Consider the following 14,079-nt stretch of genomic DNA (forward strand, 5'->3'; position numbering starts at 1 on the left):
ATCTTCTCAGTAGGTATCGTTCCGCATAGCGGGAGTGTTAGCAAGACTCTATGCCTTAATAGCCCTTTTAATGTAGCAAAACCTGTGACGCATGTGGTTTGTGTGTCATAATTCTGAACGCAGCGCTAACCCAGCGCTCATGTAACGGCGGCGCTACAATTCCCGTTAGTTCTAAACGTGTGAATAGTGCGGTCCCATCCGCGGGCCCATCCCTCGCTCTAGGCAAAAACAGAAAGAAGAAAAATGAACGTTTTCGATTCCATCCTCGTATCCATCAACGAAGTTCTGGGCCAGTTCCTGCATATGGGTTCCTCCATGTCCTCCAACGCTGCCCTGGCTCTCGGCCTGTTCTAAAATACCGAGCCCATAGCCCTGCACGACGTCGCGCGCTTGCCGACGTCACCGTGCAGGGCCTTTGTGCGTTTTACCCCCGAAGCGTGGGGTACACGGGCAAAAGAGTGTGACCCAATGCGCGACATGGAGGGGAAAGTTACGTATCCTGTAGGGCGTGACTAATGAACATTATGACGTAGTAGTACTCGGCGCGGGCCCTGGCGGCTACGTGGCCGCCATCCGTGCAGCTCAGCTTGGTAAGAAAGTTGCCGTAATCGAGAAGCAGTACTGGGGTGGTGTCTGCCTCAACGTAGGCTGCATCCCTTCCAAGGCACTGCTGAAGAACGCTGAGGTTGCCCACACCTTCAACCATGAAGCAAAGGACTTCGGCATCTCCGGCGATGTTTCCTTCGACTTCGGTGTAGCCCACAAGCGTTCCCGCAAGGTTTCCGCGGGCATCGTCAAGGGCGTTCATTACCTGATGAAGAAGAACAAGATCACCGAGATCAACGGCCTTGGCTCCTTCAAAGATGAGAAGACTATTGAAATCACTGACGGCGATGACAAGGGCAAGACCGTCACCTTCGATGACTGCATCATCGCTACCGGCTCCGTGGTCAAGTCCCTGCCGGGCGTAGAGCTCGGCGGCAACATCGTGTCCTACGAGGAGCAGATCCTCAACGATGAGGCCCCGAAGTCCATGGTTATCGTCGGCGCTGGCGCCATCGGCATGGAATTTGCTTATGTTCTGTCCAACTACGGCGTGGACGTCACCATCGTGGAGTTCATGGACCGCGTTCTGCCGAACGAGGACAAGGATGTCTCCAAGGCCATTGCTAAGGAGTACAAGAAGCTTGGCGTTAAGCTGCTGACCGGCTACAAGACCACCTCCGTCAAGGACAACGGCGATAATGTCACCGTTGAGGTCGAGTCCAAGGATGGCTCCAAGCAGGACACCCTCACGGTGGACCGCGCCATGATTTCCATCGGCTTCGCCCCACGTACCGAGGGCTTCGGCCTGGAGAACACCGGCGTTGAGCTCACCGAGCGCGGCGCTATTGCCATCGATGACACCATGCGCACCAACGTGGACCACATCTACGCCATCGGTGACGTCACCGCGAAGCTGCAGCTCGCACACGTTGCTGAGGCACAGGGCGTTGTCGCCGCAGAGACCATCGCCGGCGTGGAGACCCAGCTTCTGGGTGACTACATGAACATGCCGCGCGCTACCTTCTGCAACCCGCAGGTCGCTTCCTTCGGCTACACCGAAGAGGCCGCAAAGGAGAAGTTCGTGGACCGCGATATCAAGGTCGCTACCTTCCCGTTCTCCGCCAACGGCAAGGCTGCCGGTCTCAACGAGACCGCGGGCTTTGTAAAGCTCATTGCGGATGGCGAGTATGGCGAGCTCATCGGCGGCCACATGGTGGGCTCCAATGTCTCCGAGCTGCTGCCGGAGCTGACCTTGGCGCAGCGCTTCGACCTCACCGCTGAGGAAATCGGCCGCAACGTTCACACCCACCCGACCCTCTCTGAGGCCATGAAGGAAGCTGCCGAGGGCATCGGTGGCCACATGATTAACCTCTAAGCAGGGGCGCTTGGCGACGTCGCCTTGAGCGCAACACCCACGGCACCGCGCCGTCCCCCGCCCACCGGGCAAAGGGGCCGCGGTGCCGTTTTGTATGTCTACGCCCCCGAAAAGGCTCGTCGTGGTGATGTGTAACTAGTACGGTGCCACCGCTGAGCGGTGGGCATCGATGCTGATGACCTCGTTAATGGGTGGGAAGGCGCGCTGCGCACAATTCTCGCGCGGGCAGGTGCGGCAACCGGAGCCGATAGGGGTAGCAGAAGAGAGATCTTTGAGGTCGAGACCTTCTGCGTAGACGGTGCGGTCGGCGTGGCGAGCCTCGCAGCCCAGGCCAATGGCGAAAAGCTTATTGGTATCGCCAAAGCGGCCTTGATGGTGCTGTACCGCGCGGGAGATCCACAGGTAATTGCGGCCATCGGGCATCTGGGCCAACTGACGGGAAATAATGCCCGGCTGGGTGAAGGTCTCGTAGACATTCCACAGCGGGCAGGTGCCGCCATTATTGGAAAAGTGCACGCCGGTGGCGGATTGTCGCTTGGACATGTTTCCGGCGCGGTCGACGCGGACGAAGGTAAAAGGAATGCCGCGCAGGTTATCGCGCTGCAGGGTGGACAGCCGAGAGGCGACGGATTCATAGCCCACTCCGAAGACCTGGCAGAGGTATTCCACGTCGTAGCCGGAGCGTTCAGCCTCAGAATGTAGCAGGGTATAGGGCATCACGGTGGCGGCGGCGAAGTAGCTGGCCAATCCGCGTTGCGCTAGGTTACGCGAGGCATCCGAGGTAAACGGCTCATTTTTTACCAAAGATGCGATCTCCTCGCCAGCCTCGAGGAAGCTCAGCTCCGCGGCCATGCGGAAGGCGCGTTGCCCTTCGCTTAAGCGCGAGGCGAGCCGAAATTCGCCGGTCTCGCGGTCGAAGCTGTGCAGCGTGCCATCCATCTGTGAGGTGATGTGAATGTCTACGTTGTGGAGATCGCGCAGGCGCTGGGCTAGGGCATGTTCGGTGTCGCGGATGCCGAATTGGGTGACCGAGAGGGCGTCGGCAAGCTGCTCCGCATGGTGGTCCAGGCCGTCCAAGTAGTTCTGGCGGGCATAGAAGAAATCGCGCACCTCATCGTGCGGCATGGACAGTGCCTGGGTGGCCTCGGTGGTGCGGCGGGTATCGGTGGCGAGTGAGAGCTTATCGCGCACATTGCGGTAGCGGCGGTGGACATCCACCAGCGTGCGGGCGACGGTGGGGTGGTTATAGACCAGCTCGGAGAGCTCCTGCAGCTCGACGGGGGAGGGGCACAGCTCCTTGTCCTGGATGACGTCCTGGATCTCCGCGAGGAGGCGCGAGTCATCGTCGCGGGAGAAGAAGGTGGCGTCAACTCCGAAGACTTCGGTGATGCGAAGGAGGACCGGAACGGTAAGTGGCCGAACGTCGTGCTCGATCTGGTTGACGTAGCTGGCCGAAAGGCCCAGCGTGGCGGCTAAGGAAGCCTGGCTGAGATCGCGCTCACGGCGAAGTTGGCGAAGGCGGGATCCCACATACGTCTTGCTCATGCCGGAAAGGTTACTGGGTGGCCTGCGGGTGTGCACCTTAATCGCAAAGATCTTGCGAAGAATATTCACCCTCCTGTGGGGAATATGTGTGTTTCATGCGAAAGTTTGACACATAAAGGGGTAAGGGGGTCACTCCCGTAACACTGGGTGACCAAGTTCACAACTGGTGGAAGATTTACGCAACGTCAATATTGCGAAATTGCGAGCAGCCAAGGTAGTGACGTTTTGAATCCGGGCATCTAAGGCAACCCTTACCTAAAAGAATTCTGAGTTTAACCGTACCGCCGTACCGTTAGATGAAACGCCGCCGGAATTGACTGGTAACCAGCGGTTAAGCCCAGTTAAGGTGAGGACGACAATGGAGGTGTCATGACTTTAAGAAATCCCGACCGTGAGGCAGTAGCTCACGGCCACATTACTAACGAACCAATCCGTCAGAAGCCGGGAGTGCCCTCTTGGGTTCTGAAGCTCATCATGGCCGTCACCGGCCTGCTATTTGCACTTTTCGTCGTCGGCCACATGGCCGGCAACCTGAAGCTGTACTTGCCGGCTGAGGGCGGCGACGAGGCTCTTGATGAATATGGTGCATTCCTGCGCTCCATGGGCGAGCCACTGTTCCCGCATGAGGGTGCGTTGTGGATCATCCGCGCAGTCCTGCTGGTTGCCATCATCGCCCACATCTATGGTGCGTTTGCTCTCACCGCACGTTCCAAGGCGTCCCGCGGCAAGTTCCGCCGTAGCAACCTGATGGGCGGCCTTGATTCCTTCGCTACCAAGTCCATGCTGGTTACCGGCATCGTCTTGCTGCTGTTCATCATCTTCCACTTGCTGGACCTGACCTTGGGCGTACAGCCCATCGCCCCAGGTGACTTTGTGGAGGGTGCGGTGAAGGCCAATATGATCGCAACCTTTAGCCGCTGGCCGGTCACCATCGTGTATGTGATCGCCATGTGCTTCCTGTTCCTGCACCTCACCCACGGCATTCGCCTCGCTGCTTCTGACCTGGGTATTACCGGTGCGAAGTGGCGTCAGACCTTCCTGATCCTGGCGTACGTCATCCCGGCCGTTGTCTGCATCGGCAACATCGTTATGCCTTTGTCCGTTGCCCTGGGCTTGGTCAGCTAAAGGAGTTAGAAACCCATGACTAATACTGAACTCAAGCGCGAGCACCCCAAGTTCTCGCATCCGCAGTCCATCGTTCCGGGCGTATCTGCCGGCAACATTCTGGAATCCAATGAGCCGCACGGCGTGCCAATGAAGGATATGTGGTCCCACCAAAAGGACCACATGCAGCTGGTTTCCCCGCTGAACCGCCGCAAGTTTGAGGTCCTCGTTGTCGGTACCGGCCTATCCGCCGGCGCCGCTGCGGCCGCACTGGGCGAGCTGGGCTACAAGGTAAAGGTATTTACCTACCACGACTCCCCGCGCCGCGCGCACTCCATCGCCGCGCAGGGTGGTGTCAACGCTTCCCGTGCCAAGAAGGTGGACAATGACTCCGCCTACCGCCACACCAAGGACACCGTCAAGGGTGGCGACTACCGCTGCCGCGAGTCCGACTGCTGGCGCTTGGCCAACGAATCCGTGCGCGTTATTGACCACATGAACGCCATCGGTGCACCATTCGCTCGCGAGTACGGCGGCACCCTGGCTACCCGTTCCTTCGGTGGTGTGCAGGTCTCCCGTACCTACTACACCCGTGGCCAAACAGGTCAGCAGCTGCAGCTGTCCACCACCTCTGCGCTCTACCGCCAGATTGGTCTGGGCAACGTGGAGCTCTTTGCCCACAATGATCTGCAGGACATCATCGTTTACAACGACAATGGAAAGAAGCGCGCTGGCGGCATCGTTACCCGCAACCTGATCACCGGTGAGCTCAAGGCCTTCACCGGCCACGCAGTTGTGCTGGGTACCGGCGGCTACGGCAACGTCTACCACATGTCCACCCTGGCTAAGAACTCCAACGCCAGCGCCATGATGCGTGCGTACGACAGCGGTGCCTACCTGGCTTCCCCAGCCTTCGTGCAGTTCCACCCGACGGGCCTGCCAGTCAACTCCGATTGGCAGTCCAAGACCATCCTGATGTCGGAGTCCCTGCGTAACGACGGCCGCATTTGGTCCCCGAAGAAGGAGGGCGACGACCGCGACCCGAATACCATTCCGGAAGAAGAGCGCGACTACTTCCTGGAGCGCCGCTACCCGGCATTCGGCAACCTGGTTCCGCGTGACGTTGCTTCCCGCGCCATCTCCCAGCAGATTAACGCTGGCTTGGGCGTTGGCCCGCTGCACAACTCGGTGTACCTGGACTTCCGCGACGCCATCGAGCGCCTGGGTAAGGACAAGATTCGCGAGCGCTACTCCAACCTCATCGAGATGTACGAAGAGGCCATTGGTGAGTCCGCCTATGAGACTCCGATGCGTATCGCTCCGACCTGCCACTTCACCATGGGTGGCCTGTGGACCGACTTCAACGAGATGACCTCCATCGACGGCCTCTTTGCTGCCGGTGAGTGCTCCTGGACCTACCACGGTGCTAACCGCCTGGGTGCTAACTCCCTGCTTTCGGCTTCCGTTGACGGCTGGTTCACCTTGCCGTTTACCATCCCGAACTACTTGGCTGACCACCTCAATGAGGAGAAGCTGGCGGAGGATTCCCCAGAGGCACAGGCAACCCTGGCCCAGTCCCAAGAGCGCATCGACCGCCTCATGGGCGTGCGCGGCGAGAACCCGCACGGTCCTTCCTACTACCACCGCCAGCTAGGCGACATCCTGTACCACGGCTGCGGTGTGTCCCGTAACGTGGAAGACCTCAAGGAAGCCATCACCAAGATCCGTGAGCTGCGCGAGGACTTCTGGGCTAATGTCCGCATCCCGGGCGAGGCCAACGACATGAACCAGGTGCTGGAATACGGCCTGCGCGTTGCCGACTACCTGGACCTGGGCGAGCTCATGTGTGTTGACGCTCTGGACCGCGACGAGTCCTGTGGCGCCCACTTCCGCGAGGACCACCTCACCGAGGACGGCGAGGCAGAACGCGACGACGAGAACTGGTGCTTCGTTTCCGCCTGGGAGCCGGGCGCTAATAAGAACGAGTTCATCCGCCACGCTGAGCCGCTGTACTTTGATTCGATCCCGCTGATGACAAGGAACTACAAGTAATGAAACTGACACTTGAGATCTGGCGTCAAGCCGGACCGACCCAAGAAGGCCACTTCGAGACCGTCCAGGTGGACGATGCCTCTGAGCAGATGTCCATCCTGGAGCTGCTGGACCACGTCAACGAGGGCTACATTGAGCGCGGCGAGGAGCCCTTCGCCTTCGCCTCTGACTGCCGTGAGGGCATTTGTGGTACCTGTGGTCTGACCGTCAACGGCCGTCCACACGGCCCTGGACAGAACACCCCGGCCTGCCAGCAGCGCCTGTTCAACTTCACCGAAGGACAGACCATCAAGCTGGAGCCATTCCGTTCCGCTGCCTACCCGGTTATCAAGGACATGATCGTCGACCGTGCGGCACTGGATCACGTGATGGAGCAGGGCGGCTACGTCTCCATGGATGCTGGTACCGCTCCGGATGCGGATACCCTGCACGTCAACCATGAGACTTCCGAGTACTCGCTGGACCACGCTGCCTGCATCGGCTGCGGCGCCTGCGTTGCTGCTTGCCCGAATGGTGCTGCACACCTGTTTACCGGTGCGAAGCTGGTGCACCTGTCCCTCATGCCGCTGGGTAAGGAAGAGCGTGGCCGCCGTGCCCGCAACATGGTCGATGACCTGGAAGCCAACTTCGGCCACTGCTCCCTCTACGGTGAGTGCGCTGATGTTTGCCCGGCCGGCGTTCCCCTGACCGCAGTATCCGCGGTTACCCGCGAACGTGCACGTGCTGCTTTCCGTGGCAAGGACGACTAAGCTAAGGTTATTCCGTAGGAATACAAGGAACGAGAGAAAGACAGAAAGACTCCGCCATGAGCGATAACACCCACGCAGTCGCTGACTACACCAGCGAGACTTACCCGGAGTTCTCCGGAAAGATTCAGGACGCCTACATTGAAGGCTACGACCCAGTTTCCTTCGGTGCTCCTCATTCTTCCCTCATTCGCACCTCCACCTGGGTGGGCATGGGTCTGATCCTGTCTTGCCTCCCGGCTGCCGGAATCCTCATCTGGGGCCTCGGCGTGTGGGATACCCCGCTGGGCACCGCCGGCGAGGGTGACTACACCCTGACCACCATCATCGGCATCATCGCTCTAGCCGTTGTGGCTATCGCCGCCTTCAGCACCGTCCACTATGGCCGCCGCTACTACCGCAAGTACCGCAAGGAAACTGGCCGAGCTAACTAAGGCGCTTGCTGTACCAGGCAATGCCTAAGTTTCTGTACTGACTCGACGTCACCCCCGTCTCCACAGCATGCAATCCATGCAAGGAGGCGGGGGTTGCGTGATCTCTCAGTACCCAAGTGGCAATGTCAGATGGACCAGGCGGCGATTCAGGACATCATTGCAACGACGACTGCCACCGAGCATGTTCGTTGCTGGCACTAGTGTTAGAGAATGAAGCTCGAAAGCACCTTCACAACCCCAAGGAGAACTCATGACCCACCGCGCGGACGAAGGCCTCGAAACGGCTACGACATCGGCATCGTCGGGTGCTGCTCCCGTGCCGCAGGCTGGTAACCAGGAGGCCCGGCGGGCGGACTTGCGGCGGTGGAAGGCGATTGCGCTGTCGTTCCTGATTGGTGCCGCGGTGATCTTTTTGGGGTGTTCGTGGTGGCAGGCGTCGGAAAGCGGGGCACCTGTGTGGGTGGGCTACGTGCGTGCAGCGGCGGAGGCCGGCATGGTGGGTGGCCTGGCGGACTGGTTTGCAGTGACCGCGCTTTTCCGCCGGCCGTTGGGACTGCCCATCCCACATACGGCGCTGATTCCGAATAATAAGGACCGCGTGGGCGATGCCCTGAGTGACTTTGTGGAGGAAAACTTCCTGACCGCAGATGCGCTGAGCGCCAAGGTGCGCGAGGCGGAGCTGCCATTGTGGCTGGCACGCCAGGGAGTCGAGCCCGGCAAGGCGGAGGAGGTCTCCGCGTGGATTGGTGAGCGTGCGGCCAGCGTGGTGTCGGATTTGGATGCGGAAGAGGCAGAGAATTTCATCCGCACCCAGGTCATGGACCGCCTAGCCGAGCCCGAGTGGGGCCCGCCGCTGGGCAGACTGCTGGAGGGCTATATTGCAGACGGCAAGGCGCGCCCCCTGGAGGATGACCTCATCGATTGGGCCCACGGCAAGATTCTCAGCATGGAGTCCACGGTGGTCACCGCCATCGATGAGCGCATGCCGGGCTGGGCGCCGCGCTTTGCCCGCGAGATGGTGGGGGAGAAGGTCTATACCGAGCTCGTAGAATTCGCCGATGAGGTCCGCCGCAACGGCAACCATGAGGCCCGCCTGGCCATTCGCCGCAACCTGTCCAAGCTGGCCTCCGATCTGCAGTGGGATGAGGACATGCGCGGGCGCATCGAGGGCATCAAGCAAGAGATGCTCGCCTCTGAGCAAGCGCAGCAGGCACCCGCGGCCATGTGGCGCACGGTCTCCACCACGCTCATTGACCAGCTCAATGACTCGGAGTCTTTCCTGCGCCAAAAGATTACGGCCAAGGTCAAGGAGCTGGCGCACCGCCTACTCGAGGACTCCGAATTTTTAGCCCAGGCAAATGCGCTCGTAGACAAAGCCGCGCGCTACGCGGTGGAGAAATTTGCCCCGGAAATCATTGCGATTATCCCCGAGACCATCAAGCGCTGGGATGCGGAGGAAGCCTCCCAAAATATCGAGCTCATGGTGGGCAAGGACCTGCAATTTATTCGTTTGAACGGCACCGTCGTCGGTTCCCTGGCAGGATTGGTGATATTCGCGGTCAATCACCTTATCTTTGGCGCTTAGAAAAAAGGAGTAATGAACAATGAGCGATAATAAGAAGATTTTTGATTCCCTGAAGGATGCTGGCAGCGCTGCCTTTGACGTAGCCAAGGACTTCGGCGGCCGCCTGCAGGAGGAGCGCGCCCAGCACGCTCATGGCGCCGAGGCCAAAAGCCCCTATGGCGCCTCCGGCAAGGAGAGCTTGGTGGATAAGGCCACTGCCACCGCGAAGGAGTTCGGTGCCACTGTGAAGAAGGCCGCCGATGGCACCCGTGAGTCCGCTGCTTTCGACGCCGCTAAGGGCAAGTTCTCCACCGCCTATAACGAGACCCGCGAGGGCGTCATGGACGCCTATAATTCCGCCCAGGCCCGCCGCGCGGAAAAGAAGAATGCGGCGCGCCCTGGCCAGGATTCGGCTCCTTCGCAGGGCGATAATATTATCGATGGCGAAGTAATCGACACCGACGACCCACAGAATTAACCTGCATGAATTCACTTTTTGAAATTGCGTACTACTTGGATGCCTATATTTTGCGCATCCTCGCCCTGACCGCCATTGTCGGCGCGGTCCTCGCCGCCACCACGCGCGAGGATGCCTTCCGAGCCGGCGACCGTCAAGGTAAGTGGGTGTGGGTAGGCCTGCTGGCCGGCTCCGCGGTAGCGATGGCCACCGGCTTGGCTTTTCTGTCTTGGATCGGCGCGGTCATTACCGGCGTGTACTGGTTTGATGTGCGCCCGCAGCTCAAGGCCATTATCAACGGCGACTACAGCTACTAATGCTTAATTTGCTTGACGCCCCGGCCGCGACGGTCAAGGAGCGCGCCGCCGATAACACCGTCCTTGTCTCCCCGCACCATGTTTCCCTTGCCGCAGGCGCGGGCGCGGCCGATATTATTTCTGTCGCGGGGTATCCCACCGGCCGCCACCACACTCTCATCAAGGCCTCCGAGGCGCGCCTGGCCATCCAATCGGGCGCCAGCGAGGTGTGGGTCAGCCTCGATGCGAGCGTAGCGGATGCCAATGCCGTGCTCTCCGAGCTCATTGCCATCCGCGAGGCCTGCCCGGATCCGGCCCGCTTGGGCCTCATCGTGCCGGACGCCCCGCTTGCCGACGCCACCCTTAAAGCCGCCCATCAAGCCGGCTACCAGCGCCTCATTGTGCGCAGCCGCAAGGCCGCGGATTACGCGGAATCCGCGGCCGGTGAAGAAGGCAAGAAAAAAGGACCGGAGTTGGCCGCTGCCACACTTCCGGTCCTCGAGTTTCCCGCTCCCGCGGTTTAGGCGGCTTTCTCCTGCGCGTCCTGCTGCGGCGCGCCATTGCCCGTGGCGCCGCCCTGGCCCGCGGAGTCACCGCCGCCGGCGAACTTATCCATGTCGTTCATCGGGACATCGGTGCCGGTGATGGTGAGCTTGAGCTCGCCATCGAGCACCTCTACGGAATCGACGTTCATGTCAGAACCCACGAACTGATCCGACATGCCGTTCTGCAGGGCGGAAGAGATAGCTTCGGTGGCCTGATCCGGCAGCTCGAGGCCGAAGATGGAGGCCTCGGTGGCGCGGATATCGAGCTTTCCATCGTGGGCGGTGGGCTCTAGCGAGAGGTTGGCAAGGCCGCCGGCAAACTTCACGTCCAGCACGTGGTCTTGCTCGTTGGCGTTAATCTCTGTAACCACCATATTGCCCACCTTTTCGCTGCCGGCCTGCTCGGAAATGCCCTTCTGGAAGGACGCCAGCAGGTAGTCATCCGGCACGGTGGTAGAAGCGCGCAGCTTGCCGGCCACCGGATTCTCCTGGTCGGTGCTCATATCTTCTACGTGGATCTCGGAGGCAGGCTGGCCCTTGATATCAGTGCCATCGATTTGCAGGGTGGACGGCGTGGTCATATCCATCTGGGAAATGGAGCCCTTAAACAGCCCTACGAGCAGCGGGCTGCCGCCAAAGCTGACGGAGGGATCTTCTTTGACCTGGATACCCTCTTCCTCGGCAGCCTGGTTAAACTGCGAGGTCATCTGGTGACCGATGAACCAGCGCAGGCCGAACTCGGCCAAGAGGATGAGCACGAGTAGTGCCACGAGGATGCCAATGATGATTTTCCAGGCGAGTGAACCTGCCGATTTCTTCGAAGCCATGCGTACCAGTGTGGCGCATGAGACGGCGCGGGGCAAAGTTTGCGGGAGTTCTCGGGCACATTGCTAGGCACTTCACAGCTGCCCCAGCTGTCATCACCGCGCGGCGCGGTTAGTCCCGTGGCGCGACGGACTCCCAGTCCACGGTCAGCACATTATCGCGCAGGCGCCGACGGATGGTGTGGATAGTAAAGGGGGCGTCGGCAAGCGCGGCTCGTGCCATGCGCCAACGCACGCGCGGGCCGTAGGGCGCCCACCCCGCCGCGTGGTCCCAGGCCTCGTCGGCGGCCTTAAGCAGCTCGTGGATGGGCTCGCCGGGAACGTTGCGGTGAATGAGGATTTTGGGCAGGCGCTCGGCGATGTCTGAGGGGCGCGCCACATCGAACGGGTCCCACGCCAGGGTGAGAGTCCGCGGGCCGTGGGCGTCCAGCAGCAACCAGGCCGCGCGCCGGCCTAGCTCATCGCAGGTGCCCTCCACAAAGAAGCCACCGGGGGCCAGCCGAGAACACACCGTCTGCCAGGCCTCCTGGACCTGGTCCACGTCGTATTGGCGTAGCACATTAAATGCGCGCACCAGCTGTGGCCGGTAGCCGGCCAGTTCAAAGCCGCCCAGCTCGAAGCGCACGCCGTCGCGCGGCGGCAGGACCCGGTCCGGATGGATTTCGAGCCCCCGGACGTCTACCTGCGGATTCGCCCGGCGCAGCCACCCTGCCCATTCCACGGTGGTGGCGTGCGAAGCCCCGTAGCCTACATCGAGCGCGAGCGGCTTTTCCACGTGTCGCAGCAGCGTGGAAATCTCCGGGTGCGCGAGCATCCATCTATCGCAGCGGCGCAGGCGGTTGTGATTGGTAGTGCCGCGGGTAATAACGCCAAAAGGCCGACCCGCAGCTGCGCTAGCGCGCAGATTATGTGCGTGGTCGGCCATAGATTTCGGTGCTGTAGAACTTAGGCGTTCTCAGAGATCCACTGCTCGGTGAGCTTGCCTTCGTTATCGAAGAGCTCAGCCAGGGATTCGCCCACCTTCGGCTCGATGGCGGCGCCCATCATCGGGATATTGACGGAAATCTCGTTGACGTAGGACAGCTTGGTCATCTCGCCCTCGCCAGCCAGGGAGATATCGCCCTTGAAATCAACCGGGGTGCCCTTGACATCTGCGGTGTAGTTAACGTCAGCAGCCTCACCGTTGAGCTCGCCCACGGTAACCACGCGCTTGACCTTCAGGTCCTGGGAGACCATGGCGCGCACTGCCTCTGGCAGCAGGGTGGTCGGCAGAACCTCGAAGAGGGTGGCTACGTTATCGCTGAAGTCGTGCACCTGGCCCGCCTCGGGGGAGAGGTTGGCCACGATGTACTCCCAGTATTCCTTGGTGAGCAGCGCCTTGTGCACCTTTTCGATGGGCTGATTGATGGTTACGGTGTTTTCACTACGGGTTGACATGCTTAACAGACTACCTTGGTAGGCGTGCTTGATAAATCTTTGACGCAACAGCTCACAGCGATCGACGGCGTGGAACTGGACTCTACCGCCACCTTTGCGGATCTGACTACGCTGCGTGTGGGTGGAAAACCGCAGGCCGCACTGCGCTGCTCGCAGCCGGATGCCGCCGTGTCCGTTGTCCGCGCCCTGGATCGCGCTGCGGTGAAGTTCATAGTCGTTGGCGGCGGCTCCAACCTCTTGGTGGCCGATGGCTCCGTGGATGTCGTCGCCGTCATCCTCGACTTTGATGAGGTGTCCATGGACACCGAATCCGGTCTGGTGCGCGCGCAGGCGGGTGCCAACTGGGATGATGTGGTGGCTCGCTCCGTTCAGCTTGGCCTGGGTGGCATCGAGTGCCTGTCCGGCATCCCCGGCACGGTGGGTGCGGTTCCGGTGCAAAACGTGGGCGCTTATGGCGCAGAAATCTCCGAGGTACTTACCCGCGTGCGCCTTTATAACCGCCGCACCGATAGCGATGAGTGGGTCCCCGCCTCCGATCTGGAGCTAGCGTATCGCTATTCCAACCTGAAATTCACCGGCCGCGCCGTGGTCCTTGAGGTGGAGCTCCGGCTCGATACCGAGGGCCTTTCCCGCCCGCTGCGCTTTGGCCAGCTCACCCAGAATCCGGGCGAGCGCCGCCCCGTGGCCGAGGTCCGCGAGCAGGTCCTCAAGCTGCGCCGCGGCAAGGGCATGGTGCTCGACGCCACCGACCATGACACCTGGTCCGCTGGCTCTTTCTTTACCAACCCGGTGGTGGACTCCGCTCTTGCCGACGCCGTCCAGGCCAAGGTCCGTGCCTCGCTTGGCGACGCCACCGCAGACTCCATGCCCCGCCACCCCTCTGCAGAGACCGGCCGGGAAAAGCTCTCCGCCGCCTGGCTCATTGACCGCGCCGGGTTTGCCAAGGGCTACCCGGGCTCCGGCCGGGCCACGCTCTCGACGAAGCACACGCTAGCGCTGACCAACCGCGGCGAGGCTAAGGCCGCCGATATCGTGGACCTCGCCCGCACCATCCGGGACGGTGTCCGCGATGCTTTCGATGTGGAGCTCGTGCCCGAACCCGTCTGGATTGGCCTTTCCCTCGACGAGTAGCACGCGACTGCTTTTCGCTCCGG

General features: G+C 61.0%; 14 protein-coding genes. 10 read left to right on the forward strand and 4 right to left on the reverse strand.

The features are described from left to right. Window positions 1-508: 508 nt before the first annotated feature. Window positions 509-1,921, forward strand: a complete 1,413-nt coding sequence (gene lpdA / locus ACLI1M_RS01335; protein ID WP_200288335.1) for a dihydrolipoyl dehydrogenase — start codon at window positions 509-511, stop codon at window positions 1,919-1,921. Window positions 1,922-2,056: 135 nt separating this feature from the next. Here the strand turns inward: lpdA and ramB are convergent, their stop codons facing one another. Beyond that, window positions 2,057-3,466 carry an acetate metabolism transcriptional regulator RamB gene (gene ramB / locus ACLI1M_RS01340; protein ID WP_200288334.1) on the reverse strand — a complete coding sequence of 470 codons (1,410 nt, stop codon included), beginning with the start codon at window positions 3,464-3,466 and terminating at the stop codon, window positions 2,057-2,059. A gap of 369 nt (window positions 3,467-3,835) precedes the next feature. Here ramB and ACLI1M_RS01345 point away from each other — a divergent pair, with 369 nt between their 5' ends. The 8 genes from ACLI1M_RS01345 (at window position 3,836) to ACLI1M_RS01380 (ending at window position 10,643) form a co-directional block, all read left to right on the forward strand. Further along, entirely contained in the window at window positions 3,836-4,591 is a 756-nt protein-coding gene (locus ACLI1M_RS01345; RefSeq protein WP_023020450.1) for a succinate dehydrogenase cytochrome b subunit, read from the forward strand. Between the two features lie 15 nt (window positions 4,592-4,606). Beyond that, window positions 4,607-6,622 carry a fumarate reductase/succinate dehydrogenase flavoprotein subunit gene (locus ACLI1M_RS01350; RefSeq protein WP_200288333.1) on the forward strand — a complete coding sequence of 672 codons (2,016 nt, stop codon included), beginning with the start codon at window positions 4,607-4,609 and terminating at the stop codon, window positions 6,620-6,622. Continuing rightward, the gene (locus ACLI1M_RS01355; protein ID WP_023020452.1) at window positions 6,622-7,371 is read left to right on the forward strand and encodes a succinate dehydrogenase/fumarate reductase iron-sulfur subunit; all 750 of its coding nucleotides are present in this window, start codon (window positions 6,622-6,624) and stop codon (window positions 7,369-7,371) included. The genes ACLI1M_RS01350 and ACLI1M_RS01355 overlap by 1 nt, the downstream gene beginning before the upstream one ends. Window positions 7,372-7,427: 56 nt before the next feature. Next, the gene (locus ACLI1M_RS01360; RefSeq protein WP_200288332.1) at window positions 7,428-7,802 is read left to right on the forward strand and encodes a hypothetical protein; all 375 of its coding nucleotides are present in this window, start codon (window positions 7,428-7,430) and stop codon (window positions 7,800-7,802) included. 250 nt (window positions 7,803-8,052) lie between these two features. Then, window positions 8,053-9,387, forward strand: coding sequence for a DUF445 domain-containing protein (locus tag ACLI1M_RS01365; protein WP_200288331.1), 1,335 nt, complete (start codon window positions 8,053-8,055; stop codon window positions 9,385-9,387). A 19-nt stretch (window positions 9,388-9,406) separates the two neighbouring features. Continuing rightward, window positions 9,407-9,844 (forward strand): CGLAU_01105 family protein, encoded by a 438-nt coding sequence (locus ACLI1M_RS01370; protein WP_200288330.1) that lies wholly within the window; start codon window positions 9,407-9,409, stop codon window positions 9,842-9,844. Window positions 9,845-9,849: 5 nt separating this feature from the next. Continuing rightward, window positions 9,850-10,140, forward strand: coding sequence for a DUF2516 family protein (locus tag ACLI1M_RS01375; RefSeq protein ID WP_248099221.1), 291 nt, complete (start codon window positions 9,850-9,852; stop codon window positions 10,138-10,140). Beyond that, window positions 10,140-10,643, forward strand: a complete 504-nt coding sequence (locus tag ACLI1M_RS01380; RefSeq protein ID WP_248099219.1) for a deoxyribose-phosphate aldolase — start codon at window positions 10,140-10,142, stop codon at window positions 10,641-10,643. The genes ACLI1M_RS01375 and ACLI1M_RS01380 overlap by 1 nt, the downstream gene beginning before the upstream one ends. On the opposite strand, the gene ACLI1M_RS01385 is transcribed toward ACLI1M_RS01380, so the two are convergent. The 3 genes from ACLI1M_RS01385 to ACLI1M_RS01395 form a co-directional block, all read right to left on the reverse strand. After that, window positions 10,640-11,491 (reverse strand): DUF2993 domain-containing protein, encoded by an 852-nt coding sequence (locus ACLI1M_RS01385; RefSeq protein ID WP_034655702.1) that lies wholly within the window; start codon window positions 11,489-11,491, stop codon window positions 10,640-10,642. The genes ACLI1M_RS01380 and ACLI1M_RS01385 overlap by 4 nt on opposite strands. 109 nt (window positions 11,492-11,600) lie before the next feature. Beyond that, window positions 11,601-12,413 carry a hypothetical protein gene (locus ACLI1M_RS01390; RefSeq protein ID WP_023020459.1) on the reverse strand — a complete coding sequence of 271 codons (813 nt, stop codon included), beginning with the start codon at window positions 12,411-12,413 and terminating at the stop codon, window positions 11,601-11,603. A gap of 20 nt (window positions 12,414-12,433) precedes the next feature. Further along, complete coding sequence (locus ACLI1M_RS01395) at window positions 12,434-12,925, reverse strand: DUF2505 domain-containing protein (protein WP_005327201.1); 492 nt, start codon at window positions 12,923-12,925, stop codon at window positions 12,434-12,436. Window positions 12,926-12,949: 24 nt separating this feature from the next. Between ACLI1M_RS01395 and ACLI1M_RS01400 the strand changes: the two genes are divergently transcribed. Continuing rightward, complete coding sequence (locus ACLI1M_RS01400; RefSeq protein ID WP_200288326.1) at window positions 12,950-14,056, forward strand: UDP-N-acetylmuramate dehydrogenase; 1,107 nt, start codon at window positions 12,950-12,952, stop codon at window positions 14,054-14,056. Window positions 14,057-14,079: the final 23 nt, after the last annotated feature.

This window comes from Corynebacterium sp. LaCa54, assembly GCF_046717495.1.
In the GTDB taxonomy this organism is placed as follows: Bacteria; Actinomycetota; Actinomycetes; order Mycobacteriales; family Mycobacteriaceae; genus Corynebacterium; species Corynebacterium kefirresidentii.